Annotated in this window: 26 protein-coding genes and 3 tRNA genes; 14 read left to right on the top strand and 15 right to left on the bottom strand. The window is 53.2% G+C overall.

Features of this window, described 5'->3' with window-relative positions; all coding sequences use genetic code 11:
- Positions 1–49 precede the first annotated feature (49 nt).
- The 6 genes from opgB to AL479_RS05200 all read right to left on the bottom strand — a co-directional run bounded on the left by opgB (position 50) and on the right by AL479_RS05200 (position 5,783).
- Positions 50–2,341: a phosphatidylglycerol--membrane-oligosaccharide glycerophosphotransferase gene (opgB, locus tag AL479_RS05225; RefSeq protein ID WP_061075314.1), complete on the bottom strand. Its 2,292-nt coding sequence runs from the start codon at positions 2,339–2,341 to the stop codon at positions 50–52.
- Between the two features lie 273 nt (positions 2,342–2,614).
- The gene (locus tag AL479_RS05220) at positions 2,615–3,106 is read right to left on the bottom strand and encodes a DUF2501 domain-containing protein (RefSeq protein WP_042321986.1); all 492 of its coding nucleotides are present in this window, start codon (positions 3,104–3,106) and stop codon (positions 2,615–2,617) included.
- Between the two features lie 60 nt (positions 3,107–3,166).
- A complete protein-coding gene (gene dnaC, locus AL479_RS05215) occupies positions 3,167–3,904 on the bottom strand; it encodes a DNA replication protein DnaC (RefSeq protein WP_042321989.1) in 738 nt (245 codons plus the stop codon).
- A gap of 2 nt (positions 3,905–3,906) precedes the next feature.
- Positions 3,907–4,446: a primosomal protein DnaT gene (dnaT, locus tag AL479_RS05210; RefSeq protein WP_061075313.1), complete on the bottom strand. Its 540-nt coding sequence runs from the start codon at positions 4,444–4,446 to the stop codon at positions 3,907–3,909.
- Positions 4,447–4,542: 96 nt separating this feature from the next.
- On the bottom strand, positions 4,543–5,016 hold the full coding sequence (locus tag AL479_RS05205) for a threonine/serine exporter (RefSeq protein ID WP_061075312.1): 474 nt from the start codon (positions 5,014–5,016) through the stop codon (positions 4,543–4,545).
- Positions 5,007–5,783, bottom strand: coding sequence for a threonine/serine ThrE exporter family protein (locus tag AL479_RS05200; protein ID WP_061075311.1), 777 nt, complete (start codon positions 5,781–5,783; stop codon positions 5,007–5,009). Before AL479_RS05200 ends, AL479_RS05205 begins: the two co-directional genes overlap by 10 nt.
- A gap of 295 nt (positions 5,784–6,078) precedes the next feature.
- On the opposite strand from AL479_RS05200, the gene pobA reads away from it, so the two are divergent.
- The 4 genes from pobA to bglJ all read left to right on the top strand — a co-directional run bounded on the left by pobA (position 6,079) and on the right by bglJ (position 9,744).
- A complete protein-coding gene (gene pobA, locus AL479_RS05195; RefSeq protein WP_061075310.1) occupies positions 6,079–7,266 on the top strand; it encodes a 4-hydroxybenzoate 3-monooxygenase in 1,188 nt (395 codons plus the stop codon).
- A gap of 12 nt (positions 7,267–7,278) precedes the next feature.
- Positions 7,279–8,154 (top strand): helix-turn-helix domain-containing protein, encoded by an 876-nt coding sequence (locus tag AL479_RS05190; protein ID WP_061075309.1) that lies wholly within the window; start codon positions 7,279–7,281, stop codon positions 8,152–8,154.
- A gap of 274 nt (positions 8,155–8,428) precedes the next feature.
- Positions 8,429–9,151: a helix-turn-helix transcriptional regulator gene (locus AL479_RS05185; RefSeq protein ID WP_061075308.1), complete on the top strand. Its 723-nt coding sequence runs from the start codon at positions 8,429–8,431 to the stop codon at positions 9,149–9,151.
- Positions 9,112–9,744 carry a DNA-binding transcriptional activator BglJ gene (gene bglJ, locus AL479_RS05180; RefSeq protein WP_061075307.1) on the top strand — a complete coding sequence of 211 codons (633 nt, stop codon included), beginning with the start codon at positions 9,112–9,114 and terminating at the stop codon, positions 9,742–9,744. Before AL479_RS05185 ends, bglJ begins: the two co-directional genes overlap by 40 nt.
- A 23-nt stretch (positions 9,745–9,767) precedes the next feature.
- Here the strand turns inward: bglJ and AL479_RS05175 are convergent, their stop codons facing one another.
- Positions 9,768–10,226: a YbaK/EbsC family protein gene (locus AL479_RS05175; RefSeq protein ID WP_061075306.1), complete on the bottom strand. Its 459-nt coding sequence runs from the start codon at positions 10,224–10,226 to the stop codon at positions 9,768–9,770.
- 235 nt (positions 10,227–10,461) lie between these two features.
- Here AL479_RS05175 and AL479_RS05170 point away from each other — a divergent pair, with 235 nt between their 5' ends.
- The gene (locus AL479_RS05170) at positions 10,462–11,808 is read left to right on the top strand and encodes a PTS sugar transporter subunit IIC (RefSeq protein WP_061075305.1); all 1,347 of its coding nucleotides are present in this window, start codon (positions 10,462–10,464) and stop codon (positions 11,806–11,808) included.
- 28 nt (positions 11,809–11,836) lie between these two features.
- On the opposite strand, the gene fhuF is transcribed toward AL479_RS05170, so the two are convergent.
- Together fhuF and AL479_RS05160 are read right to left on the bottom strand one after the other, a co-directional pair.
- Positions 11,837–12,625 carry a siderophore-iron reductase FhuF gene (fhuF, locus tag AL479_RS05165; RefSeq protein ID WP_061075304.1) on the bottom strand — a complete coding sequence of 263 codons (789 nt, stop codon included), beginning with the start codon at positions 12,623–12,625 and terminating at the stop codon, positions 11,837–11,839.
- Between the two features lie 113 nt (positions 12,626–12,738).
- Complete coding sequence (locus AL479_RS05160; RefSeq protein WP_061075303.1) at positions 12,739–13,803, bottom strand: GGDEF domain-containing protein; 1,065 nt, start codon at positions 13,801–13,803, stop codon at positions 12,739–12,741.
- A gap of 243 nt (positions 13,804–14,046) precedes the next feature.
- Between AL479_RS05160 and AL479_RS05155 the strand changes: the two genes are divergently transcribed.
- Positions 14,047–14,283 (top strand): DUF1435 domain-containing protein, encoded by a 237-nt coding sequence (locus AL479_RS05155; protein WP_080950076.1) that lies wholly within the window; start codon positions 14,047–14,049, stop codon positions 14,281–14,283.
- A 36-nt stretch (positions 14,284–14,319) separates the two neighbouring features.
- Here AL479_RS05155 and AL479_RS05150 read toward each other — a convergent pair.
- The 4 genes from AL479_RS05150 to rsmC all read right to left on the bottom strand — a co-directional run bounded on the left by AL479_RS05150 (position 14,320) and on the right by rsmC (position 15,973).
- A tRNA-Leu gene (locus AL479_RS05150) sits at positions 14,320–14,406 on the bottom strand.
- Positions 14,407–14,437: 31 nt separating this feature from the next.
- Positions 14,438–14,524 (bottom strand) — tRNA-Leu (locus AL479_RS05145).
- Between the two features lie 28 nt (positions 14,525–14,552).
- Positions 14,553–14,639: transfer RNA gene (locus AL479_RS05140), tRNA-Leu, on the bottom strand.
- Positions 14,640–14,941: 302 nt separating this feature from the next.
- On the bottom strand, positions 14,942–15,973 hold the full coding sequence (rsmC, locus tag AL479_RS05135; protein ID WP_061075302.1) for a 16S rRNA (guanine(1207)-N(2))-methyltransferase RsmC: 1,032 nt from the start codon (positions 15,971–15,973) through the stop codon (positions 14,942–14,944).
- Between the two features lie 102 nt (positions 15,974–16,075).
- On the opposite strand from rsmC, the gene holD reads away from it, so the two are divergent.
- From holD to AL479_RS05095, 8 genes are all read left to right on the top strand, one after another.
- Positions 16,076–16,489, top strand: a complete 414-nt coding sequence (holD, locus tag AL479_RS05130; RefSeq protein WP_044327053.1) for a DNA polymerase III subunit psi — start codon at positions 16,076–16,078, stop codon at positions 16,487–16,489.
- On the top strand, positions 16,458–16,904 hold the full coding sequence (gene rimI / locus AL479_RS05125; protein WP_061075301.1) for a ribosomal protein S18-alanine N-acetyltransferase: 447 nt from the start codon (positions 16,458–16,460) through the stop codon (positions 16,902–16,904). The genes holD and rimI overlap by 32 nt, the downstream gene beginning before the upstream one ends.
- Positions 16,905–16,918: 14 nt before the next feature.
- Positions 16,919–17,596: a pyrimidine 5'-nucleotidase gene (gene yjjG / locus AL479_RS05120; RefSeq protein WP_061077931.1), complete on the top strand. Its 678-nt coding sequence runs from the start codon at positions 16,919–16,921 to the stop codon at positions 17,594–17,596.
- A 92-nt stretch (positions 17,597–17,688) separates the two neighbouring features.
- Positions 17,689–19,278, top strand: a complete 1,590-nt coding sequence (prfC, locus tag AL479_RS05115) for a peptide chain release factor 3 (RefSeq protein WP_061075300.1) — start codon at positions 17,689–17,691, stop codon at positions 19,276–19,278.
- Between the two features lie 414 nt (positions 19,279–19,692).
- A complete protein-coding gene (gene osmY, locus AL479_RS05110; RefSeq protein ID WP_061075299.1) occupies positions 19,693–20,310 on the top strand; it encodes a molecular chaperone OsmY in 618 nt (205 codons plus the stop codon).
- A 125-nt stretch (positions 20,311–20,435) separates the two neighbouring features.
- Positions 20,436–20,597: a DUF1328 domain-containing protein gene (locus AL479_RS05105; RefSeq protein WP_003019081.1), complete on the top strand. Its 162-nt coding sequence runs from the start codon at positions 20,436–20,438 to the stop codon at positions 20,595–20,597.
- A gap of 121 nt (positions 20,598–20,718) precedes the next feature.
- Entirely contained in the window at positions 20,719–21,792 is a 1,074-nt protein-coding gene (locus AL479_RS05100) for a patatin-like phospholipase family protein (RefSeq protein WP_105291724.1), read from the top strand.
- A complete protein-coding gene (locus AL479_RS05095) occupies positions 21,789–22,571 on the top strand; it encodes a metal-dependent hydrolase (protein WP_061075298.1) in 783 nt (260 codons plus the stop codon). Before AL479_RS05100 ends, AL479_RS05095 begins: the two co-directional genes overlap by 4 nt.
- On the opposite strand, the gene AL479_RS05090 is transcribed toward AL479_RS05095, so the two are convergent.
- Positions 22,560–23,423 (bottom strand): YjjW family glycine radical enzyme activase, encoded by an 864-nt coding sequence (locus AL479_RS05090; protein WP_061075297.1) that lies wholly within the window; start codon positions 23,421–23,423, stop codon positions 22,560–22,562. The genes AL479_RS05095 and AL479_RS05090 overlap by 12 nt on opposite strands.
- Positions 23,395–24,945: a YjjI family glycine radical enzyme gene (locus tag AL479_RS05085; RefSeq protein WP_061075296.1), complete on the bottom strand. Its 1,551-nt coding sequence runs from the start codon at positions 24,943–24,945 to the stop codon at positions 23,395–23,397. Before AL479_RS05085 ends, AL479_RS05090 begins: the two co-directional genes overlap by 29 nt.
- Positions 24,946–24,988 lie beyond the last annotated feature (43 nt).

The following is a 24,988-nucleotide window of genomic DNA, read 5'->3' as shown; positions in this document are numbered from 1 at the left end:
ATGCAGCGCCCGGAGTTGTGTTGGGCGCTGTTTTTTTTATTGTCGGTGGTCAGCCCTGAGCGCTGACCACTTTGATTTCTACCATCCCGATCCCCAGCTTACGCGGCGAGTGACCGAGAATGTTGCCTTCGTTGGTTGAGACTGGATCGGGCGGGACAATCACCAGCGTATCCGCCTGCGTCGGGTTGTCGAAATGCAGCGTGGTGGTGGTGACATCGTGACTTAACACCAGCGTCTGCTCTTCCTTGCCTACGCGCACCGGAATTGGACGATTCGCATTGTCGCCGAAGGCTTTGGCGGTGATCACCAGATCGAATTTTTTCGGCAGCGGCTGTTTGTATTCGATCTTCACTTCTTCCGCCAGTTGCGCGTTGGACCAGCGCCCCCAGGATTCCGGACGAGAAATCCCACTGAACTGCTTCACCTCTTCCGGCGCGCCTGCCACGTTGAAGACAAAGCTGTCGGCTTTATAGCGGATGTCGTTGTCGACGATTTTCAGGGTATCGACGTTGCCTTTATAGCGTTCCATGTCGATAACCGTGTCTTTAAAGGCCGTTTTGCCTTTCCACTGCGCTTTATCAACATGCTGGACGATTTGCTCACCGCCAAGCTGACCCTGCGAGACGCACCAGTCGGTTGAGAGAGCCAGTTCCGGTGACCACAACTGGCCCATCTTGTAGCAGCGATCGACCCAGACGAAGTTATCTCGCGGGGCAAAGTCGGCAAGCTGGTAGCGCAGCGGGGCGGAGTATTCACTTTCCGGCAGTGGCTCGACGCGCTTATCCGACACCCGCAGCAGCAGCGGCAGACGGAAATGGCTGCCGGAGAAGGCGATCATATTTTTATCCCGGTCGACGGTGAAATCTTTCATCTCTTTCGGGAAGTTCCACAGGCGAATGATATCCGGCTTCATGGCGAGGATCTTTTCTTTGCTGTTGAGGAACACTTCCGACATCGACTGACCTGACAGGCTACTACGCCCGAGGCCGATAAAGTTATCGCCACCGAGAATATCCAGCACCGTGGCACCGTTATCCATGGTGTTACGCTTGACCGCCAGCGTCTCCTGCTGAGGTTTATCGCCACGTATCACGAAGAACAGGTTGTTGCGATCCTGCTTGTTCAGGTATTTCCATGCGCTGTTGTTCATCGCCAGATGGTCTGAAGAGACCACGATCACCGTATCTTTAAACCACGGTGAGGCTTTGATTTTATTGATAAATGCCGCGATATTTTCCTGACTACAGCTGACGGCGCTAAAAGACTGGTTGGGTTTACCGTCGAAATCATAGCGTTTGCGCTGACAGGCACGCGAAATAAAACCGTCCGGATGATGGGTATCGACGGTCAGGGTAAACAACGAAAAACGCTGGCCGGAACGGGAGAGTGCTTCGAACTTCTTCCACGCTTCATCCAGTACCGTATCGTCATAGAAGCCCCAGTCGTTGCGGTAATTCGGATCGGCAACGACGCTTTTTAACTCTTCGGCGCCATACAGATAATCGAAGCCGTGGGACTTCAGGAACACGTCTTTCCCGGCGAAACGCAGGTTTGCCCCTTGCACAAAGTGGTTCTGGTAGCCGGAGTTTTTCAGAATATCCCCGAGGCAGATATTTTGCGGGAAGAAGCTGGAGACTGACGCCGACGCGTTGCCTTCAAACGGCGCGAACAGGGGAATGCCGCACTGGGACGCGACCATCCCGGCGATGGTGTAGTCTGTACCCGGTAACTGTTGGGTGTGGCTGAAATCCATGCCTTCGTTTTTCAACGCGCCGAGTTCCGGAGTGAGTTCCGGGAAGGCCTCATTGTCGAAATAGGTACGTTCCAGGCTTTCACCGTAGATGTACACCAGATTCAGTTTCGGGTCAGGAATGCTTTTCGCCGGTTCTTTATAGTAGGCTGCGAAATCAGGATCGCCATCGCGGGTCTGAGATTTGACCAGTTCGCTTATCTGACGAAATGCCGGGCTGGCATCGACGGAGCCCAGCGCCAACAGCAGGGCCAGCAGGCTGTAACCAAAATGGTGGGGATGATGACGGCGACGACGCAGCACCCAGCCCAGCGTGCCAAAAACCGCCACTAACGCCAGCGCAATGCCGATACCCGGCAGAATGTATTTGCCGACACCGGCCCCTGTCAGACTGTTCGTCAACGTGTAGAGTACTGCATCGTTAATGCCATCACCCGTGAAATAGTCGCTGGCGAAAAGCGTGATATTGAGAACCACAAAAAGTCCCAGCACCGTCAGGGTGGCGACAAACCACCAAGTGTTGCGACCCGCTTTCCAGGCATAAATCAGTACAGAGGCAAGAAACAGCGCGATGGAGAGTAACTCAGACAACGGACGATCCTCACAAATAGCCTTGTGATAAGGCTCTAAACCAGGCCTTCGACTGGCAGATTAGCGTTTACAGAAAGTACAATGTAATGGGGTTGTCACTTAGCTGCAATTCTAGTGACATTTAATTACGTTGTTATTCAGAATTGGTTTAGATATAGACTTTTTTGATCGCCGTCACTCCCCGCCATAACTGGGATGAGTAAAGGGGAAGGGGGAAAAGGGAGAGAGACGCGCCGCGTCTGGCAGAAAACGGCCAAAACGCGGCGTCGGGGATCAGGAAATAAAGTTCATACCCTGTTTGAGCACCAGGTCACAGGCTTTGGTTTTCACTTTTTCCGCGAGCGGCGTGCTGCCGATATTGTTCAGGTTAAGCTGCTGACCGTCTTTGGTATTGAGCAGACCCTGAATACCGTCCAGATAGTTGGTGTCCTGCTTTTGCTCGGTTGCGCCGAGGCCCAGTTTATCCAGTACCTGATTTTTCACATTTTCCGCATCGGTAACGGACGCCAGCTTCTGCTTCGCGCAGTATTGCAAAATCCCGGCGGCGTTATTCATATTGTTCGCACTCAGCGCCTGGTTGCCGCCGTTCAGCAGGCTGGTCAGGGAAGAGAGCGAGGTGCCGCTTTGCGATGAGGTGGTACTCTGCTTGCTCAGTTCGCTGGCGGCGCTGGAGAGCGAGTCTTGCCAGGAGGCGGCGAAAGTATTGGCTGCGAAGCAGGCGCTGGCCGCGATTGCGCAGCACAGCAAACGTTTTGTCGTTTTCATTGTGATTACTCGTGTATAGACCTTCGTCGGAGTATAGCGCTGCTAAGTCTAAGAATGGTCTTAATACTCTTTGCCAGTTACCCGACTGCGGAAACTATCCCAGTTGAAGATTACCCACAGGCTGTTACCCAGTCGCATGCGATCCATCACGCGTTCACCCAGCAGCTTGGTCATTTCTTCCATGTTGCTGTTGGTGAGCATGCCGGTCGGGCGTTTTGAAGAGGAACGACGATCGACGATCTGGTTGATGATCACCTTTTCATAGCGCGATTCGGTTTGCACGCCGATCTCATCAATGACCAGCAGATCAACATTGCTGAGATCGTTCAGCAACTGCTCTTCACTGGTTTGGCGATTGCTGAACGTCTCTTTCATCGCCGACATGATGTCCGCCACGGTGATAATCAGCACCGACTTTCCGCGCAGCAGCAGCTCGTTGCAGATTGCCGCGGCGAGGTGGTTTTTCCCCGTCCCCGGTTTGCCGGAGAAGATAAAACTGGCGATGTTGCCATCGAACTCTTCCACATACTGGCGCGCTTTGCTTAGCGCATTCATCTGGCCTTCGCATTCCACATGATAGTTATCGAACGAGCAGTTTTGATGTAACGGACGGATGCCGGAACGGTTAAAAGTGCGCTGCATTTTCATCGCCCGATTTTCGCGAGCCAGTGCGGCGGCGCGAATTTCGCCTTGCTCCTTTTGCCACGCCAGTAGCTCTTCACCCGTTTTGAACGCCGGTTCGATATGGGCGGGCATCATTTTTTGCAGACGTTTCATCAGATCGCCAACGTTTTTCATGGTTAACCTCTAAAACCCGGTGGAATTTGATTATCTGGTTCGCTGACCGTGTTCACATCGCGCTTCGGCAGGCCACCGTTGCTCGCGCGGCCGATCTGGACGCTGCGCGCCAGTTTTTGCTGCCATTGCACGTGATGGAACACTTTGCCTTCCGCTTGCCAGTAGGCCACGAACGAGGCCAGCTCTTCGGCGGTGACCGGCTCTCTTAATGCCACGCCCCACAGCGCGGCCTGACGCTGAAAGTCAGCATCCGGCTGCCAGGCGGGATACATGGCGAATTTCCCCAGCGGTACGGCGACCGGCACAGGTTGCGGTTCTTCATAAAACTGCGCATCCAGCGCCACATCACTCCCTGGGCGGGTGAGCTTTTCTTCGAGCGCCAGCAGTTGCGCCAGGCGTGCGGGGGTCAGCGCATAAAAGGCCGGGGCGTTATTGGCAAACACCGCCACCGCGCCAGCTTCAGACTTCGCCAGCACTGTCTGGTGATCGTGTAATAAGGCGTCAATACCAATGACGTCCGGGGTCAAAATTCTGGATGACATAATGTTTCTCAATACCGACTGCAACCGAGAAGGGACACTGCTTCTATAGTAACACACCGATGAGGAGGAGCGGCAGGGATGCGCCTGCCGCGGCGATTAAACGCGTGGACGTTTTCGGTAGAGCCACAGGCCGGGCACAGAGAGTCCGATCGAAAGCGCGCCGACAATCGACGAGGCTTTCAGGAAATTGGTCAGCAGCGTAATCATCAACGGTTCGCTGTAGCCGAAGTGGCTGATTTTCACCGCAGAGATCATTGCCGTGTAGGCTGAAATTCCCGGGAACATCGGGATCACTGCCGCAACGGTAAACACTTTGGGATGCGCGAGATACCAGCGTGACCATTGGATGCCGATACTGCCGACAAGCAGCGAGGCGACAAACGTTGACCATTCAATATTAAACCCGGCGGTCATCATCACCATGCGCGAACCGTGACCGAGCGCACCGAGCAGCGCACACCAGGGCAGGGCGCGGTGAGGGACGTTAAAGACCATCGCAAACCCCAGTGCGGGGATCGCGGAAAGCAGCATGTCCTGCAACAGCGCGAGAATGAAATCGATTATACCCATCCGCGAAGCCCCCAAAGTGTCAGCGCCATGACCACGCCCACGCAGGTTGCGAGCGTCAGCAGGCTGGCGATCGCCCAGCGCGCCAGGCCGGTATTGATGTGTCCTTTAAACATATCCGCCACCGCGTTGATCAGCGGAAAACCGGGAACCAGCAGCAGGACGCTGGCGGCCATCGCCACCGTGGGCGTCTGGCTAAAGGTGGGAAGGTGCAACATCAGACCGGAAATGGTGGTCGCGACAAAAGCCGTGACGCAAAAGTTGATTTGTGGATGCAAATGGCGATGCGCCAGGATTTGACGAATATACATTGCCACCATACTGGCAAAAAAGGTAATCACCGCGCCGTCCCAACCGCCGTTATTCAGCTTGCAGAAACAGGCGCAGGAGAGACCGACCATCAATGCGACCAGCCAGCGCGGATAACGCAGGGGTCTGACCTGACTGAAGCGCCTCTCGACGTCTTTGTAATCCAGCAGCTTGTGTTCTGCGAGAATGACGATGTGCTGAACCTCAGTGACCACGTGCATATTAATGCCGCGATCCTGGTTTTTTCGCGTGGAGGTCAGGCATTGCCCATCTTTAATGGTGGTCAGAACGATAGCATTGGAGGAGATAGCGCTTTCGACGCTGTCCATTCCCAATGCCAGCCCAAGTCGGGTAGAGAGTTCATCAACCAATGCGCTCTCCGCGCCGTGTTGCAGTAAAAAAAGCCCACACTGAATGCATAACCGTGTAACCGTTCGCTGTAATGACTGCTCTTCTTGCATGACTCGCCCTGGCTGAAAAGACGCGTTGCGTACTGTCGAATGACGAAAGACTCCTTTGTATCACGAAGCGCGCATTTTTTGGCTCCGGCTGAGATCAATCTTTCTGTTGAAAAAAGAACCTGCTCTACGGTGGTCAGAATTTGAACCGCGCCACAGTTTTGCTAAATCGGTGAAAAGTGCAATTTTTAACCGCATTTAGACCTTCTTTTTCTGTGCCTGCTTATCAAAAATGCAATTTGAAACTTTTATTCAACATTGATTAAACAAATAATCAACGATGCAGGTGAGGAATGTGATGAAAACTCAGGTCGCAATTATTGGGGCAGGGCCTTCCGGCCTGCTGCTGGGGCAGTTACTGCATAAGGTGGGGATCCGCACTCTTATCATTGAACGTCAGACGCCGGAGTATGTGCTGGGGCGCATCCGGGCGGGGATCCTCGAGAGTGGGACGGTTTCGCTTTTGCGGGAAGCGGGTGTGGCGCAGCGCATGGACAGCGAAGGTCTGGTACATCATGGCGTTGAGTTTATTTTTGATGGCAAACGCATTCCCGTCGCGCTGAGCGAATTGACCGGCGGCAAAAGCGTGATGGTCTACGGACAAACGGAAGTCACACGGGACCTGATGCAGGCGCGTAACGACTGTGGTGCGCCTACGATTTATGGCGTTCAGCAGGTAGAGATTCACGATGCTAAAAGTGACCGTCCTTCGGTCACATTTGAGAAGGAAGGGGAGAAGTGCCGCATAGAGTGCGACTTCATTGCCGGGTGTGATGGATTCCACGGCGTTTCCCGACAAAGTATTCCGCGTGATGTCATTCGCGAGTACGAAAGCATCTGGCCGTTTGGCTGGCTGGGTTTGCTGGCCGATACGCCGCCGGTCAATCCGGAGTTGATTTATGCGCATCATGAGCGCGGATTTGTACTTTGTAGTCAGCGCTCACTAACCAGAAGTCGCTACTATTTGCAGGTCCCGCTCAGTGAGCAGGTGGACTCCTGGAGCGATGAGCGTTTCTGGGGCGAGCTGAAACGGCGTCTGCCTGATGAACTGGCCACGAAGTTAGTGACTGGTCACTCACTTGAAAAGAGTATCGCGCCATTACGTAGCTACGTGGTGGAACCGATGCAGTATGGCAAGCTCTTTCTGGTCGGTGATGCGGCGCATATCGTTCCGCCGACTGGTGCAAAAGGACTGAATCTGGCCGCGTCAGACGTGAATTATTTGTGGCGTATTTTGACGCAGTACTATCAGCACGGGCGTAGCGACCTGCTGGTGACCTATTCCCGGCTGGCGCTGAACCGGGTATGGAAAGGGGAGCGTTTCAGCTGGTTTATGACCCATCTGCTGCATGATTTTCAGGAAAAGAGCGATTTTGATCGCAAGATGCAGGAGGCGGATCGTCAGTACTATCTGGGCTCGCGGGCTGGACTGACGACGATCGCGGAGAATTACGTCGGACTGCCTTACGAAAAGATTGGTGAGTAATGAGGAAAAATGATGCAACCGGCTGACATTATCCCTGTCTTTAAATTGTATGGTGAACAACAGGGATGGCCCACTCCCGACCTGCTGCACTGCGAATCAATTCATCAGCGCAGCAGTTTATATGAGTGGCATATTCGGGTGCATCAGCATGCGGAGATCGTCCAGTTGCTCTACTTGCATCGGGGTGAGGCAACGATTGAAATCGAGGGGCAGACGACGGTGATGCGTGATGCCTGTATTCAGGTCGTCCCTGCGCTTTGTGTCCACGGTTTTCGCTTTTCCCCCGGAACTCAGGGTTACGTGCTTTCTCTGGCGTTACCGCTGATTGGCCGCCTGGAGTCTCAGTTCCCACAGCCGTTGCCATTGCTGAATACCCCTCAGTGCGTGCCGGTGGCTCAGTCTCGCAGCCACATCCGCACGCTGTTTTCCGCTTTACAGAGGGAGTATCAGACGGATAACGAGGCGCGGGAAATGATGTTGTTTTCATTGCTGAGTGCGCTGCTGGTCTGGCTTCGTCGGCAGAGTCGACCGGTTCAGCCACCGAATGACACCCTGGCACGTCGGCGTAGCGCAATACGCCTTTTTGCCCGGCAGATTGAGAGCCACTATCGCGAACATCTTCCCCTGGCAGAATACGCGCATCGAATCGGGCTTTCTGCAAATTACCTGAATCAGTTATGCCGTGAATTTCATCATTGCAGTGCATTAAGCGTTTTGCATCAGCGGTTGATGCTCGAAGCCAAACGTAGCCTGCAATATACCAGCATGACCGTAAGCCAGATCTCCGACTATCTGGGATTCAGCGATGTTACCTATTTTTCCCGGTTCTTTAAAAAACATTCCGCGTTGTCTCCGAAGGCATACCGGGAATTTATTAAGAATAAATAGCTTGTCCAAATTTGGATAAATAAAAAATTCGTATATAAAATAACAATGTTTAATATCCTGTTCTGGAATGCGACGTACCTATCGACAATATCGACTTGTATTATACCCCGTGATAGTTGTATAACCGCATCTTACGGAATTAAAGCAAAAACACCAGGGATAAACAATTCATATTGTCTATTGTTCTGTTTTTTGTATTGCATGATTGTATGTGTTAATTCAAACGCGATTCATTAATAACAGAAAGATAAAAGCATATGAATGTGGAGGATATATGTTGCCAGGATGCTGCAAAAACGGAATTGTTATCAGTAAAGTCCCCGTGATACAAGCGGGACTTCACGGGGTTATGCAACTGCATTTCCCGGAGTATGAACTCACTACCTGTGGTGTTGTAGAAGAACTCACGCCACTACAACTGCGTCGGACGGAATTGGCGATCGTGGATTTAACCGGTGATTGCCATCACCCGCGCACTGTCTGCGAGCGATTCTACGCACTTCTTTCCCAATACCGCGATATCCATTGGGTTTTCCTGGTATCGCGCGCGTATTACGCGCAGGCGGTCGAATTATTAATGCGCCCCTCCAGTACGCTGCTGTCTGATGTCGAACCGATTGAGAGTCTGGTCAGTACTATCCGTTCTGGACACAGCAGTCCTGACCGAATCAGCAAAATGTTGTTGTCACCTCCACAGATTGAACATCTGGAATTTGGTTCCCACGCCATTCTTTTGACGCTATCAGAGCGAAAAGTATTGCGCCTGCTGGGGAAAGGTTGGGGAATTAATCAGATTGCGGCGTTACTTAAAAAAAGTAACAAAACCATCAGCGCCCAAAAAAATAGCGCGATGCGCCGATTATCAATACACAGCAATGCGGAAATGTACGCATGGATTAACAGTTCTCAGGGAGCCAGGGAGCTGAATTTACCTTCAGTATATGGAGAGACAGCGGAATGGAAAATAGAAACCGTACGCGAAATGTCGCACTCATAGAAAAATGTGTTATGAGTGGTATTGGTATTCAGAATTTATTTAACACAACGTCCGATAGCCAATATAAATTGCACCTCTATTTGACGTTGGATGATTTTCAACAGGCGATGAGTACGACGGTTTTTTCTGCCGTTATTTTCTCTCTCTCCTCGATCAGAAAAGACCGACGGGTGGGGTTAATGAGTCTGACCAAACTGGCTGAAAATTATCCCGGCATGCGTCGTCTGGTGATTGCGGATGATGATGTTGAAGCGCGTTTAATCAGCGCACTGTCGCCCTTACCGCTGGATGGTGTACTGAGCAAAGCCGCCTCGCTCCCTGCGCTGCAGGAGGCGTTATTTACCATGTTAGGCGGCACGCGGCGGATCAGCGAAAGTAACAGCAATCTCTGGTATCTCAATCAGAGTCGCATGCTGAGCCCAACGGAGCGAGAAATTTTGCGCTTTATGTCCTGCGGCTATTCAATGCCGCAAATCGCGATAGAACTGGCGCGGAATATTAAAACCATTCGGGCGCACAAGTTTAACGTGATGTCGAAACTGGGCGTCAATTCTGACGCGGGTCTACTGCATGCGGCGGATATTTTGCTTTAACCGCCGCGAAAGTAATAAGGCGATTACTGGCACACATCAACCCAGGTGGCTGAAGTCAGTTCAGCCATACGCTCTGGCGCAATACGCACCGCGCTATGTGTAGCGCCAGCCGCCGGAAGGACTTCGGTGAACGAGCGTAAAGAGACATCACAATAAACAGGCAACGGGGTTTCCAGCCCGAATGGGCAAACCCCGCCAACGGGATGTCCTGTCGCATTGACAACCTCATCACTACTCAGCATACGCGCCTTGGCGCCGAAAGTGCTTTTGAGCTTTTTATTGTCCAGTCTTGCATCGCCTTTGGCGACGACCAGGATGATGACGTCCTTAACCTTCAGCGAAAGGGTCTTCGCTATCTGTCCGGGCTGGACGTTATGCGCTTTTGCCGCCAGCTCAACCGTCGCGGTGCTTTGATTTAATTCAATGATTTCAATATCCGGGGCATGCTCGGCTAAAAATTGCCGTACCGATTGCAGACTCATTCGATTCTCCTGACACCATTTCTACAGTCTTCAACGCTTCAGAAAACTGCTGGCGTAATTTGGCATAAGTCTTCCTGTACTGTAAATATTTTAATGTAACAAACCAGCAACATGGGCGATTTTTCGATCCTCTTCACATTCACGGAAACCGGTTACCGTAACCGGTTGCAGTCCGTGAAAGAGCGATTAATACTGGAGCTGTCACTTCCTCTGTATCACATAAAAAGAGCCACTTATGAAATCTACCAACCATGCAGTCTTTAATGTGATTTTCCGGTTTGTTGAAAACTATGTCAGCCCGATTGCCGGGCGCATTTCTTCACAGCGTCATGTTATGGCTATCCGTGACGGCTTTATCTCCGCGATGCCATTTATGATTGTCGGATCGTTTCTGTTGGTATTTGCCTATCCTCCGTTTTCACCCGATACCACCTGGGGCTTTGCCCGGACCTGGCTGGATCTGGCGAAGCAGTTTGAAGGGCAGATCCTGACGCCCTTTGATATGACCATGGGGATCATGTCGATCTACATCTGTGCCGCCATTGCCTATAACCTTGGCAAACATTACGTCAAGTCTCATCAGTTGGATCCGTTCATGTGTGCCATGCTCTCTATCATGGCGTTCCTACTGGTCGCCGCGCCTAAAACAAAAGGCACTCTGCCTGTGGACAGCCTCGGCGGGACAGGGATTTTTACGGCGATTCTGGTGGCGATTTACTGCGTAGAAATGATGCGCTTTCTGAAGGCGCATAACATCGGTATTCGTTTACCCGATCAGGTCCCGCCGATGATCAAAAACTCATTCGATCTGCTGATCCCGGTGCTGGTGGTGGTGCTGACATTGTACCCACTCAGCCTGCTGATTCAGGCACAGTTCGACATGCTCATCCCGCAAGCCATTATGGCTATCTTCAAACCACTGGTATCCGCTGCCGACTCTCTGCCAGCGATTTTACTGGCGGTACTGATTGGTCATCTGTTGTGGTTTGCCGGTATTCATGGTGCGGCGATCGTCTCCGGGATGCTGCAAATGTTCTGGCTGACCAATCTTGGTATGAACCAGACTGCGCTGGCGCAGGGGGCTCCGTTACCGCATATTTTTATGGAGGCATTCTGGACGTTCTTCATCGTGATTGGCGGGTCGGGTGCGACGATGGGACTGGTGATTTGCTATCTGCGCAGTCGTTCCGTGCATCTGCGTTCAATAGGCCGGCTGAGCGTGGTACCCAGTATCTTTAACATTAACGAACCGGTGATTTTCGGTACGCCGATTGTTATGAACCCGGTGTTCTTTATTCCTTTCCTGTTGGCGCCGATGGTGAACGCCGTGCTGGCATGGGCGGCGATGAAACTGGATCTGATTGGTCGCGTGATTTCGGTTGTGCCGTGGACTGCGCCAGCGCCAGTCGGAGCTGCGTGGGCATTAGGCTGGGATTATCGTGCTGCCATTCTGGTGGTTCTTCTGGCAATAGTTTCAGCCGTCATCTACTTCCCGTTCTTTAAAGTGTACGAGAAGCAACTGCTGGAACAAGAGGCGGAAGAGGCACAACGTTCAGACGCGGAAAACGAGCAGATTGCGTAGTCGTCATCAGGGGGCGAACGCTCCCTGATTACTTCAGCGTACAGTCACCGCACTGCTGAACGTCCGGCAGACGATAACGCTGGCAGCATGTTCTGCGTACCAGAATGCCTTCACGAGGGACGACCGTGCGCCAGAGTGGGTTGTCAGCCCCGCAGGACAACTGCTTTTCAAAGAAGCAGGCCTGGCGCAGCGTATTCAACAATGTTTCGCCCAGCAGCGGTTTCATTTCAGTGAGATACCAGTTAATCAGATAACCGGTATTGCTCCAGATAAGTTTGCCGTTGATCTCTCCGGTCGCCTCAAGCGCCTGGATGACCGGAGTCAGCGCCTGCTTAACCAGCGTTTCCATGCGTGCCTGCGGGGATTGTGCTGTCGCCAGTTGATCCTGATGTACGTCGATCCAGAAGCAGGCAGCACGTCCGGTTTCGTGAAACTCAACGTGGATATGTTCGGGCGAGACATCAATAGCCGTTTCCTGCGTGAGCAGGGCAAGCATCAGCGGAGGTACCATCAGACCGATGTACCACTGCGCCCACAGCGAGATTAGCGGCTTATTTTCGCGCGACTGCGTGGGGTGGTTGCGATAAATATGATCGGAGTAGATTGCCAGCAGAGACTGAAGCTCGCCGGGACGACGCCATTGTGCCAGCGTCATCGCACTCTGCGGTGCGGGTTCATCCAGACGGATAAAATCCAGCAGATGCTCACGCGTCTGGGCTATGGTTGCGCGCACGGCTTCGGCCAGCGAGGGCATCTGCGGCTGGAGATGCGTTCGCCAGATGACATCGTCAATGATCGGTGCGGAACGATAGGCCATAGTCTGGATAGTAATCTAAATGATAATGATTGCTAATCCTAGCGATAGGCATAACCGATAGCAAGATCTTTGTCAGTCTGGCGTTTAACGGCGCACGAATGCGCCATCGTTCGTCAGGCGATACCCGGATCGCCACTGACTAAAATATGGTTACGGCCCAAATCTTTCGCTTTATAGAGCGCCTGATCGGCATGAAGAATCGCCCCTTCCACGTCTCTTCCCACCAGAGGCGCTATACCGATACTGATCGTGACGCGAGTCGCGACGCTCTCATTGAACATATGGGGAATTTTGAGATCGTAAACATGCTGTCGGATGCGTTCCGCCGCCTCGCGGGCGGTTTGTGGGTCGCTCGCCGTCAGTAACACCATAAACTCTTCACCGCCAAAACGGGCGACGACATCACGTGAACGCACGGCGTTGCGGATCGCAGCGGAAACGCGGATTAGCGCCTGATCGCCCATCATGTGCCCGTAGTGATCGTTGTAGGCTTTGAAATGGTCGATGTCGATCAGTAAAACGTAATGTTCATGCGTATCGAGTTCCAGCACAGCGTTCAGCTTATGCTGGAGTCCCCGTCGATTGTACAGGCCCGTTAATGAATCAAGCATACTCAGGTCAGTCAGCGTCTCTTTTTCGGCGAGCAGTTTGAACATCAGTTGCTGGGCAAAGTCGTCATAGCGCTTTTGAATCACATGCTGAATCGCGATACCGGCCATGGGCAGAGCCATAAAAAATAGCAACCGCAGGCCGTTTTCGTTGCCGTTTAGCCATAAACAGGCGAATAAGGATGGCAGCGAATGAAGAGTGAAGGCAATGATATTATTGGCAAAAGCAATTGAGCCAATAAATAACACCGTCAGCAGTGCCATCAGCAAAAAAGAATAGTCAGGATTTTGCTGAGCCAGGTATTTCAGCGTAATGTGCGCTGCCCATAACCCACCAAAGAGTATCGAGATGGCGTGGAGATTAATCCGCTTCTTCGCATACCTTACATGCCATGTCAGTAACGCAGTGCTCAGCACAAGGATGAGGAATCCTGGTGTGGAGAGGGTTTTACTGGGATAGATCGGAAAGGCTACGGCAAACAACGCGGAAATAGCGTTGAGAAACAAAAAAAGTCGCAGAGAGAGTTGGTATTTTTTCGTGCGCAGAGTTTGCCAGGATTGTGCAGTCATATCTTAACGTCATTATTTATCTAACAATTACACTGTTCAGGCACACAAATAATGGGCGAGAAGATGCTCGCTTGAGATCAGATTATTGTGTTTTTATGTTTACCGCTGTGCAATTTATCACCTTAAATAATTCGTGTCATCATTGCTTAAGTAAAGCTCATGTAACTGGTGTATGGATTGCTGACAAATGAGAAAATTTATCATATGATATTGGTTATCATTATCAGTGTGAGAGGTGAAACCATGTTGCAACGGGCGCTGGGCAGTGGTTGGGGAGTCTTGCTGCCAGGGATCGTGATTGCCGGGCTGGCGTTTGCCGATCTTTCCCTCGGGGCATGGAAGACCATTATTGTATTCGGGTTGCTGCTGACACCGGCGATGCTCTATCACAAACAATTACGGCACTTTGTATTGTTACCATCATGCGTTGTGTTGATCGGCGGAATGATGCTGGTGATGATGAACTGGAATCAGGGATGAATAATCGGGAATGCTCTGAGAGGAAGGTAAGATAATTGGTGCGAGGGGGGGGACTTGAACCCCCACGTCCGTAAGGACACTAACACCTGAAGCTAGCGCGTCTACCAATTCCGCCACCTTCGCACAGTCATCTTACTTTTTGATATCGCCTCGTTGGTGCGAGGGGGGGGACTTGAACCCCCACGTCCGTAAGAACACTAACACCTGAAGCTAGCGCGTCTACCAATTCCGCCACCTTCGCCCAGTGCGAGCAATATCAACGTGGTTTATGGTGCGAGGGGGGGGACTTGAACCCCCACGTCCGTAAGGACACTAACACCTGAAGCTAGCGCGTCTACCAATTCCGCCACCTTCGCATACCATCGATTCTTAAAAAGAATCGCTACCACGGAGGCGCATTCTAGTGGTTTTCAGCTTTTCGTCAATAGTTAATTACGTGGGATAGCGGTGATTGCTGCAAAAACGGCCATTCGCATGGCCGTGCAGACTGCTGACAAAGAAGGAAAAAACGTGGTTTTTCCTTCTTTGTGGTTATCAGCCGAAAATCAATGAATTGATTTTCCTTGTTTTTAATGAGGTGATCTCTGCTTGTCCGGTATCGGGATGATGAGGTTTGTCATCCCTCTCAACGGCCATTCGCATGGCCGTTATCGTGATGCTATGCTTTTTTCGCCTGGCAGGTCATGACCGTGCGATACACTTTGAAGCGTCCGGTCTGGGCGATAACCTCGTGGAAGCCAAAGGTCTCATCCAGAACCTGCGGATACGGCAGGAAGGCGTTAGCGACAATGCGCAGTTCGCCGCCACTGTTCAGGTGACGTACGGCACCGCGAATCAGAGATTGCGCGGCATCAAGGCTGGTTTGCATTCCGTCATGAAACGGCGGGTTAGAGATGATCATATCAAAGCGCCCCGTCACTTCAGAGAAGACGTTGCTGGCAAAGACTTCACCCTCAATGCCGTTCGCCGCCAGGGTGGCGCGACTGGCTTCAACTGCCGGTGCGGCGACGTCGCAGAGCGTTAAACGCACTTTCGGCGAGTGGCTGGCAAGTGCGACAGAAAGCACACCTGCGCCACAGCCGACGTCCAGTACTTTGCCTTTGGTATGCGGCGTCAGGGTGGAGAGCAGCAACTGGCTGCCGACATCCAGACCATCGCGGCTGAAGACGCCAGGCAAGGTTTTGATCGTCAGCCCGTCAACGTGGTACTCGCCCCAGAATCTATCGGCATCAAACGTCGGCTGCGTTTCCAGACGGCCGTGATACAGGCCACAACGACGCGCGCTGTCAATTTTGTTCAGCGGGGCGTATTCCGCCAGCATTTGCTCGGCGCTACGTACGCCACTGCGGTTTTCACCGACGACGAAAATATCGGTTCCCACGGGAAGCAGCGACAGAATGTTCATCAACTGGAACTGGGCTTCCGGCTTGTTTTTCGGCCAGTAGTAGATAAAGGTGTCGCAGTCGGCAACGTCTTCCGCTTGCGCGACAAGGCCAAAGCGTGCGTTGTCACCCATCAGGCGGCTCAGCGCCTGCCAGTGGTGAAACTGTTGTGTATGCACGCGGCGGTCAGCGCTTTCAAAGCGTGCGGGCAGGTCATCCTGCAAGTCTCCGGCAAACAGAATACGGCTTTGTTCGAAATCATCACTGTGGCGCAGCAAGACTTCACTTGCCGGGGTAAAAGCAGACATGGAAAACTCCTTAATTCATACAGCGGGCGATTATAGACGTTTGATGGCGTCTATTCGACTAATTTGCTATATTTGCGCCCCTGAATACAGGAGCGATTCGCTATGACAACCCGACGAGACTGGCAGTTACAGCAACTGGGCATTACCCAGTGGTCGCTGCGTCGCCCCGGCGCGTTGCAGGGAGAGATCGCGATTTCTATTCCTGCGCACGTCCGTCTGGTGATGGTCGGTGAAACACTGCCGCCGCTGACTGAACCACTGGTCAGTGACATTCTGCGCGCATTAACGCTGAGTCCCGATCAGGTTTTGCAGGTGACGCCCGAACGCGTCGCGATGCTGCCGCAGGGCAGCCGCTGCAACAGCTGGCGACTGGGTACAGATGCGCCGTTGTCGCTGGAAGGTGCGCAGGTTGCAACGCCGGCATTTGATGAATTGCGGGCAAACCCAACGGCACGCGCCGCACTATGGCAACAAATCTGCACACATGAACACGATTTCTTCCCTCAGTCAGAGTGATTTACCCGCCGCGTTTCAGATTGAAAAGCGCGCCCATGCATTTCCCTGGAGTGAGCACACGTTTGCCAGTAATCAGGGAGAGCGTTATCTCAACTATCAATTGACGGTAGAGGGGATAATGGCGGCGTTTGCCATTACGCAGGTGGTGCTGGATGAAGCGACGCTGTTCAACATTGCTGTTGATCCCGATTTTCAGCGCCGGGGATTAGGGAAAGCGCTGCTGGAACATCTCATTGATGAATTAGAAAAACGCGGCGTCCTGACGCTGTGGCTGGAGGTTCGCGCTTCCAACGTTGCCGCCATCGCACTGTACGAAAGCTTAGGTTTTAACGAGGCAACGATTCGCCGCAATTATTATCCGACCGCTGACGGTCGTGAGGACGCCATCATAATGGCACTGCCAATCAGTATGTAAAAGAAGGTGTAATGATGAAGTGGGACTGGATTTTCTTTGATGCCGACGAAACGCTGTTCACGTTTGACTCGTTTACTGGCTTACAGCGGATGTTTCTCGATTACAGCATCACCTTTACCGCTGAGGATTTTCAGGACTACCAGGCCGTGAATAAACCGCTGTGGGTGGATTATCAGAACGGCGCGATCACCTCATTACAGCTTCAGCATGCCCGCTTCCAGAGCTGGGCAGAACGGTTAAAGGTTGAGCCGGGATCGCTTAACGATGCCTTTATGAACGCGATGGCCGAAATTTGCGCGCCGCTGCCGGGGGCCGTTTCGCTGCTCAATGCGATACGCGGCAAAGCCAAAATTGGCATTATTACCAACGGCTTCACCTCCCTGCAGCAGATCCGCCTGGAGCGCACGGGACTACGCGACTACTTTGATTTGCTGGTCATTTCCGAAGAAGTGGGTGTGGCGAAACCGGATCCGAAGATTTTTGATTACGCCCTGGCGCAGGCGGGCAATCCCGATCGCGATCGGGTACTGATGGTAGGAGATACCGCCGCGTCCGATATTCTCGGTGGCATCAACGCCGGGCTTTCTACTTGCTGGCTGAATGCGCATCATCGCGAGCAGCCCGAAGGCATCGAGCCGACCTGGACCGTATCGTCATTACACGAACTGGAGCAGCTCCTGTGTAAACACTGATTGCCTCCCCCCCGCTGATGGGTAAAATAGCCGCAATTTTTCGTATTCAACATGCGCGGTGCGATGCCGCGTTTACTCAAGAAGAATGAACTATGACGTTGTCTCCTTATTTGCAGGAGGTGGCCAAGCGCCGCACTTTTGCCATTATTTCTCACCCGGATGCGGGTAAAACGACCATCACTGAGAAGGTGTTGCTGTTCGGACAGGCGATTCAGACTGCCGGTACGGTAAAAGGCCGTGGTTCCAGCCAGCATGCAAAATCGGACTGGATGGAAATGGAAAAGCAGCGTGGGATCTCTATTACCACCTCTGTCATGCAGTTTCCGTATCATAACTGTCTGGTTAACCTGCTGGACACCCCGGGGCACGAAGACTTCTCCGAAGATACCTATCGTACTCTGACGGCAGTGGACTGCTGTCTGATGGTGATCGACGCCGCGAAAGGCGTCGAGGATCGTACCCGTAAGCTGATGGAAGTCACCCGTCTGCGCGATACGCCGATCCTGACCTTTATGAACAAACTCGACCGCGACATCCGTGACCCGATGGAGTTGCTGGACGAAGTTGAGAACGAGCTGAAAATCGGCTGTGCGCCGATCACCTGGCCGATTGGCTGCGGCAAGCTGTTCAAAGGGGTTTATCACCTTTATAAAGATGAAACCTATCTGTATCAGACGGGGAAAGGCCATACCATCCAGGAAGTGCGCATAGTTAAAGGTCTGGATAACCCGGATCTCGACGCGGCCGTTGGCGACGATCTGGCGCAGCAGCTGCGTGACGAACTGGAACTGGTGAAGGGCGCCTCTAACGAGTTTGATAAAGAGCTGTTCCTGGCGGGCGAAATTACCCCGGTCTTCTTTGGTACCGCACTGGGTAACTTCGGCGTTGACCACATGCTGGATGGTCTGGTGGAGTGGGCGCCAGCGCCAATGCCGCGCAAGACTGATACGCGCGTGGTGGAAGCGGAAGAAGAGAAGTTCACCGGCTTCGTCTTTAAAATCCAGGCCAACATGGATCCGAAACACCGTGACCGCGTGGCATTTATGCGCGTTGTTTCCGGCAAGTACGAAAAAGGCATGAAGATGCGTCAGGTCCGTATCGGCAAAGACGTGGTGATCTCTGACGCGCTGACCTTTATGGCCGGTGACCGTTCGCATGTGGAAGAGGCTTACCCGGGCGATATTCTCGGTCTGCACAACCACGGCACTATCCAGATTGGCGATACCTTCACCCAGGGTGAAATGATGAAGTTCACCGGTATTCCGAACTTCGCGCCGGAACTGTTCCGTCGTATTCGCCTGAAAGATCCGCTGAAGCAGAAACAGTTGCTGAAGGGGCTGGTACAGCTTTCCGAAGAAGGTGCGGTACAGGTGTTCCGTCCGATCGCCAATAACGATCTGATTGTGGGCGCGGTCGGTGTGCTGCAGTTCGACGTGGTCGTTGCCCGTCTGAAGAGTGAGTACAACGTTGAGGCCATTTATGAGTCCGTCAACGTGGCGACGGCGCGCTGGGTGGAATGTGCTGACGCGAAGAAATTCGAAGAGTTTAAGCGTAAGAACGAAGTTCAGCTGGCGCTGGATGGCGGCGATAACCTGACCTACATCGCCCCGACGATGGTGAACCTCAACCTGACGCAAGAGCGTTATCCCGACGTTCAGTTCCGCAAGACGCGCGAACACTAATTACCCCTTCAGGGCGCGGCTGCCGCTGCGCCCTGCGACTTTTCCTGCCTTATTAGCCCCTTGCGGAATGTTCTTAAATCCCTCTGTTTTGCTTATGACTGCCTGTTTTTTGCGCAATCCGCCGCGCTTTTTCAAAATTGTGATCTATATTTAACAAAGTGATGACATAAACATTGGTTTTAAATACCGTTCAATGCGTGAATCTAAGTGCTTAAAGCTAATGTCTATTGTCGTCGCGATATTAATAACTGACTCAGAGAGGTATCTGTCAGCGCATCATCATCACCTTTTCCGTTTTGTGATTGTGACCGCCGCCATTGACTTCTGAGCTGGGTGAATTTTTCACCACATTCAGCAATGCAACCTTATGTTGCCTGAGCTCAAATTATGAGCAAACCATACAGGAATAAATCGATGACTATGACAAGACTGAAGATTTCTAAAACTCTGCTGGCCGTGATGTTGACCTCCGCTGTGGCAACGGGTTCTGCGTATGCAGAAAACGCCACAACGGATAAAGCGCAATCCGGTGTAGAAAGTGCAGGGCAGAAAGTCGATAGCTCTATGAATAAAGTCGGTAATTTCATGGATGACAGCGCCATTACCGCGAAAGTGAAAGCGGCACTGGTGGATCATGAAAGCATTAAGAGCACCGATATTTCCGTCAAAACCGAGCAGAAAGTCGTGACGCTGAGCGGCTTCGTCGAAAGCCAGGCGCAGGCGGAAGCGGCCGTGACCGTGGCGAAAGGCGTTGAAGGTGTGACCTCCGTTAGCGACAAACTCCACGTGCGCGACAGCAAATCCGACTCTGTGAAAGGCTATGCCGGCGATACGGCAACGACCAGCGAGATCAAAGCGAAACTGCTGGCGGATGACATCGTTCCTTCCCGCAAAGTGAAAGTTGAAACGACCGATGGTGTGGTCCAGCTTTCCGGCACCGTGGATTCTCAGGCGCAAATCGAGCGCGCTGAAAGCATCGCGAAAGCCGTTGATGGCGTCAAAAGCGTCAAAAACGATCTGAAAGCACAGTAAATCTTCGTTTTCTCCTCCGGCCTGGGTCGGAGGACGTCATGAGCATTACACAAACAATAGCGTGAATGAGCAGCCTGAGCGCTCATATCAAGCGGTCGACATTAACTATGGTAAAGGAGAAGCGTATGTTTCGTTGGGGCATTATATTTCTGGTTATCGCGTTAATTGCCGCCGCTCTGGGATTTGGTGGACTGGCCGGTACGGCAGCGGGCGCGGCGAAAATTGTCTTCGTCGTCGGGATTATTCTCTTCCTGGTCAGCCTGTTTACAGGGCGTAAGCGGCCCTAGCGCGTAGAGCGTACAACGATTTTGCTGTCAAGCCAGTCCAGTGGACTGGCTTTTTCGGTTTTAGCCGCCGCCTATTTGCGTTATTTTGGCACATTACATAATAAGAAACAGGAAGGCAGAGGTGGGGCAGCGTATACCCGTCACGCTCGGCAATATTGCGCCGTTGTCATTAAGAACGTTCAAACCGGGTCGCCTGGCGTTGGTCTGCGAGGGCGGCGGGCAGCGTGGCATCTTTACCGCAGGCGTACTGGACGAGTTCATGCGCGCGCAGTTTAATCCGTTCGATCTCTATTACGGCACCTCCGCGGGGGCGCAAAACCTGTCGGCCTATTTGTGCAACCAGCCCGGCTACGGACGCAGAGTCATCATGCGCTATACCACCAGACGGGAATTCTTTGACCCGGTACGCTTTGTGCGCGGCGGGAATCTGATCGATCTCGACTGGCTGGTGGAGTCCACGGCCAGCCAGATGCCGTTACAGATGGATACCGCCTCTCGCCTGTTCGAAACGGGGAAATCGTTTTACATGTGCGCCTGTCGGGGTGATGACTACACGCCGAACTATTTCTCTCCCAATACGCAAAACTGGCTCGATTTGATCCGGGCGTCCAGCGCGATCCCAGGGTTCTATCGTAGCGGCGTATCGCTGGAAGGAATCAATTACCTCGATGGTGGGATCAGCGATGCAATCCCGGTTCGTGAGGCCGTGAAGCAGGGGGCGAAAACGCTGGTGGTGATTCGGACTGTGCCTTCGCAAATGTATTACACCCCGCAGTGGTTCAAGCGGATGGAGCGCTGGCTGGGCGAAAGCAGCCTGCAACCGCTTCTTAATCTGGTTCAGCACCATGAAGCCAGCTATACGGAAATTCAGCAATTCATTGAAAAACCGCCGGGCAAGCTGAAGATCTTTGAAATCTATCCGCCGAAGCCACTTAAAAGCATGGCGTTGGGAAGTCGCATTCCGGCACTGCGGGAAGACTATAAAACGGGGCGACTGTGTGGGCGCTACTTCCTGGCGACCGTGGGAAAACTACTGGCAGCGGAGCCGCCGTTATCACGCCATCTGCCGCAAATCGTCACGCCGACGCCGGTGGTGGTTCCGCCGGCACCGGTGGCCAACGATGCCCATGCGGCGGTGGTGAGCGATGCGCCGCAGGCTAACGATACGACATTCAACAATGAGGATCTGGCGTGAGTTTTCGCTTTATCGATACCCACTGTCACTTTGACTTTCCGCCTTTTACCGGGGATGAAACCCACAGCCTGCAACTCGCAGGTGAGGCAGGCATTGAGAAGATCATCATTCCGGCCACCGCAGCGGAAAACTTTGCTCGCGTGCAGGCACTTGCGGAACGCTTTTCCCCGTTGTATGCCGCACTGGGGCTGCATCCCATCGTGATTGAGCAACATACCGATGAGGATCTTGCGCGTCTGCAACAGGCACTGGCGACGCGCCCGACAAAAGTGATCGCCATTGGTGAGGTAGGCCTGGATCGGTATCGCGACGAGCCGCAGTTCGCGAAGCAGGAGCGGTTTCTGGAGGCCCAGTTGCGGTTAGCAAAACGCTATGATTTACCGGTGATCCTGCATTCCCGGCGCACGCATGACACGCTGGCGATGCATCTAAAACGCCAGGATCTGCCGCGTACCGGCGTGGTGCATGGTTTCGCTGGCAGCCTGCAGCAGGCAGAGCGTTTTGTGCAACTGGGTTATAAAATCGGGGTGGGCGGGACGATTACCTATCCGCGCGCCAGTAAAACCCGTGACGTGATGGCCCGATTGCCGCTGGAGGCGCTGCTGCTGGAGACCGACGCGCCGGATATGCCGCTGAATGGTTTTCAGGGGCAGCCAAATCGTCCGGAACAGGCGGCGAGAGTGTTCGATGTGTTATGCGAACTGCGCCCGGAACCCGCAGAGGCGATCGCTGAGGCGCTATATCACAATACGACAACATTATTTACTCTAGAGATATAACGCAGGGAAGATAAGCTCAGTCACTCCGCGTTCCCGTAATGCCTGCGCCAGCGTCTCCACCTCTTGTGGCGTCGCGCTCGGCCAGGCTTTTGCCTCACCGTATACCCCGTGCGCGTGGAAGGCATTCAGCCGTAGCGGGACATTTCCCAGTTGTCCGATGAATGCGGCGAGCGAATCAATGTGCTGCAGGTAATCCACCTGCCCGGGAATGACCAGCAGGCGCAGTTCTGCCAGCTTTCCTCGCTGCGCCAGCAGCGTAATACTGCGCTTGATCTGCGCGTTATCCCGACCGGTGAGTGCGATGTGGCGCGCGCTATCCCAGGCTTTGAGATCGAGCATCACGCCATCGCAAACCGGTAGCAATTTCTGCCAGCCGGTTTCGCTCAACAGCCCATTGCTGTCGACCAGACAGGTGAGCGACTGGAGCTGTGGGTCGGCCTTAATAGCCGTAAACAAATCTACAACGAAAGGCAACTGCGTCGTGGCTTCGCCGCCGCTGACGGTGATCCCCTCAATGAACAATGACGCTTTGCGGATTTGGCGCAACACCTCGTCAACGCTCATCGTCTGCGCCATCGGCGTTGCCTGCTGCGGGCACATCTGCAAACAGGTGTCACACTGTTCGCAGACATCAGCCTGCCAGACAACCTTCCCGTCACTGAGACTCAGCGCCTGATGCGGGCACTGTAGGACGCATTCGCCGCAGTGGTTGCAGCGCCCCATCGTCCACGGGTTGTGGCAATTCTTACAGCGCAGGTTGCACCCTTGCAGAAAGAGGACCAGGCGACTGCCCGGCCCGTCCACGCAGGAGAACGGTATCACCTTACTTACTGAAGCGCATCTGCTGTTCATGACTGACGACACGAGGTTGGCGTTCCAGAATATGGGTATTGCGTGCGGCCTCTTCACCTAACCAGGTGGTATTGGTCCGCGAGCCTTCGGCGCGGTATTTTTCCAGATCCGACAGACGCACCATGTATCCGGTGACGCGGACCAGATCGTTGCCGCTGACGTTGGCGGTAAACTCGCGCATTCCCGCGTTGAACGCGCCCAGACAGAGTTGCACCAGCGCCTGCGGGTTACGCTTGATGGTCTCATCGAGCGTCAGAATGTCGCTGATACCGGACTGATAATGCGCGTGATGCGGTGCGACGGTTTGCAGGTGGGTGATCGGATCCGGTTCATCGCCATAGGGTAAACGTGCGCCCGGCGTGGTGCCAATATCTGAACTGATCCCCGACTGGGCGTGCAGCATGGCGCGCTGCTGCCAGCCGTATTTCACCGGCGTATTTTCAACAAAATCCGCAAGCTGGGCGCTGATGCGATAGCCCAGATCGTTCGCCGTCTCCTCTTTGCCGTAGCGCGCATTCATACCCGCTTTTTCGCACAACAGGTTAACCGCCTCCGCCAGGCCGTACATACCGAACATCGGCACAAAACGTTGTGGATCGATCAGACCTTCCTGCACCAGGAAGCTATTCTCAAAGAAATGTGATTTTTCATAGAGGAACTCACATCGCGCATCGATGATGGCAATTTGCTGCTGACAGTAGTACGGCAGCGTGCGGTTAAAGAAGTCATAGACAGAAGTGCTGCGCTCGGCAATGGCTTTCAGATTGAGACGAACCAGCGTGCTGCCGCCGCCGGCAAGCGGCAGAGAGTTGTAACAGCTGACGATACCATAGCGACCTTTTGTGAAAATTTTATCATTTATCGGTCCGTTGGAAATATGTGGCTTACTGCATTCACAGATGTTTTTCGCCACGTCCAGCAGCAGATCATCGGGTGTGATTTCCGGGTCGTAGATGAACGTCAGATTAGGCGAAACCTGCTTTAATTCGGCATCGGCGCGTAAAATAGCCCGGGTGATAGGGGTATCGGCCGGGCCAATGTTGGCGTGCATAAAAGCGTCAGGCAGCGTTCTGTCGAGATACCGCCAGAAACGTTTTATTCGAATATCGATCGCTTCTTGTGTTAGAATTTTCACATACGGTTGCAGCAGCGTATCCAGTTGCCCCAGGTAAACCGGCATCGATGTGACGGAAGGCACGTGGTGATACAGAATGGTCAGCAGGGACAGTGCATCGTCCAGATCTTTCGCCCCTTCCAGTTCCAGCCAGGCTGAACCGTTGGCCAGAAAACGCGCGTAATCAGGAAGCACATAGCGCGGTTTATACGGCGCGTGACCTTCAAACATATCGCAGATAACCCCGTCGTCCAGCGCCTGACGCGCCCCGGCGGGCAGTGAAGGGTAAGGCAGGTTGTTCTCTGCTTCCAGTGCGAGGAAATGGCGTTTCTGTTCCGGACTGAGGAGTGAGCTGGTGACGATTTGCTGGCAACGTTGTTGCAGCGCGGTTTCATGGGTCGTAGGCATCGTAATTCCTTTATAGGCCGAAGATCATAACGTCATTGTAGAA

Origin of the sequence: Citrobacter amalonaticus (genome assembly GCF_001559075.2) — a bacterium.
GTDB lineage: Bacteria > Pseudomonadota > Gammaproteobacteria > Enterobacterales > Enterobacteriaceae > Citrobacter_A > Citrobacter_A amalonaticus_F.
Note: the sequence above shows the minus strand (reverse complement) of the source record. Positions and strands in the feature narration are given on the sequence as shown.

What these genes read in the sequence shown, in the direction of transcription:
- AL479_RS05220 (WP_042321986.1), bottom strand. Translation starts at nt 3,106, where the DNA reads ATGAAAACGACAAAACGTTTGCTGTGCTGCGCAATCGCGGCCAGCGCC.
- dnaC (WP_042321989.1), bottom strand. Translation starts at nt 3,904, where the DNA reads ATGAAAAACGTTGGCGATCTGATGAAACGTCTGCAAAAAATGATGCCC.
- dnaT (WP_061075313.1), bottom strand. Translation starts at nt 4,446, where the DNA reads ATGTCATCCAGAATTTTGACCCCGGACGTCATTGGTATTGACGCCTTA.
- AL479_RS05205 (WP_061075312.1), bottom strand. Translation starts at nt 5,016, where the DNA reads ATGGGTATAATCGATTTCATTCTCGCGCTGTTGCAGGACATGCTGCTT.
- AL479_RS05200 (WP_061075311.1), bottom strand. Translation starts at nt 5,783, where the DNA reads ATGCAAGAAGAGCAGTCATTACAGCGAACGGTTACACGGTTATGCATT.
- pobA (WP_061075310.1), top strand. Translation starts at nt 6,079, where the DNA reads ATGAAAACTCAGGTCGCAATTATTGGGGCAGGGCCTTCCGGCCTGCTG.
- AL479_RS05190 (WP_061075309.1), top strand. Translation starts at nt 7,279, where the DNA reads ATGCAACCGGCTGACATTATCCCTGTCTTTAAATTGTATGGTGAACAA.
- AL479_RS05185 (WP_061075308.1), top strand. Translation starts at nt 8,429, where the DNA reads ATGTTGCCAGGATGCTGCAAAAACGGAATTGTTATCAGTAAAGTCCCC.
- bglJ (WP_061075307.1), top strand. Translation starts at nt 9,112, where the DNA reads ATGGAAAATAGAAACCGTACGCGAAATGTCGCACTCATAGAAAAATGT.
- AL479_RS05175 (WP_061075306.1), bottom strand. Translation starts at nt 10,226, where the DNA reads ATGAGTCTGCAATCGGTACGGCAATTTTTAGCCGAGCATGCCCCGGAT.
- AL479_RS05170 (WP_061075305.1), top strand. Translation starts at nt 10,462, where the DNA reads ATGAAATCTACCAACCATGCAGTCTTTAATGTGATTTTCCGGTTTGTT.
- fhuF (WP_061075304.1), bottom strand. Translation starts at nt 12,625, where the DNA reads ATGGCCTATCGTTCCGCACCGATCATTGACGATGTCATCTGGCGAACG.
- AL479_RS05160 (WP_061075303.1), bottom strand. Translation starts at nt 13,803, where the DNA reads ATGACTGCACAATCCTGGCAAACTCTGCGCACGAAAAAATACCAACTC.
- AL479_RS05155 (WP_080950076.1), top strand. Translation starts at nt 14,047, where the DNA reads ATGTTGCAACGGGCGCTGGGCAGTGGTTGGGGAGTCTTGCTGCCAGGG.
- rsmC (WP_061075302.1), bottom strand. Translation starts at nt 15,973, where the DNA reads ATGTCTGCTTTTACCCCGGCAAGTGAAGTCTTGCTGCGCCACAGTGAT.
- holD (WP_044327053.1), top strand. Translation starts at nt 16,076, where the DNA reads ATGACAACCCGACGAGACTGGCAGTTACAGCAACTGGGCATTACCCAG.
- rimI (WP_061075301.1), top strand. Translation starts at nt 16,458, where the DNA reads ATGAACACGATTTCTTCCCTCAGTCAGAGTGATTTACCCGCCGCGTTT.
- yjjG (WP_061077931.1), top strand. Translation starts at nt 16,919, where the DNA reads ATGAAGTGGGACTGGATTTTCTTTGATGCCGACGAAACGCTGTTCACG.
- prfC (WP_061075300.1), top strand. Translation starts at nt 17,689, where the DNA reads ATGACGTTGTCTCCTTATTTGCAGGAGGTGGCCAAGCGCCGCACTTTT.
- osmY (WP_061075299.1), top strand. Translation starts at nt 19,693, where the DNA reads ATGACTATGACAAGACTGAAGATTTCTAAAACTCTGCTGGCCGTGATG.
- AL479_RS05105 (WP_003019081.1), top strand. Translation starts at nt 20,436, where the DNA reads ATGTTTCGTTGGGGCATTATATTTCTGGTTATCGCGTTAATTGCCGCC.
- AL479_RS05090 (WP_061075297.1), bottom strand. Translation starts at nt 23,423, where the DNA reads ATGAACAGCAGATGCGCTTCAGTAAGTAAGGTGATACCGTTCTCCTGC.
- AL479_RS05085 (WP_061075296.1), bottom strand. Translation starts at nt 24,945, where the DNA reads ATGCCTACGACCCATGAAACCGCGCTGCAACAACGTTGCCAGCAAATC.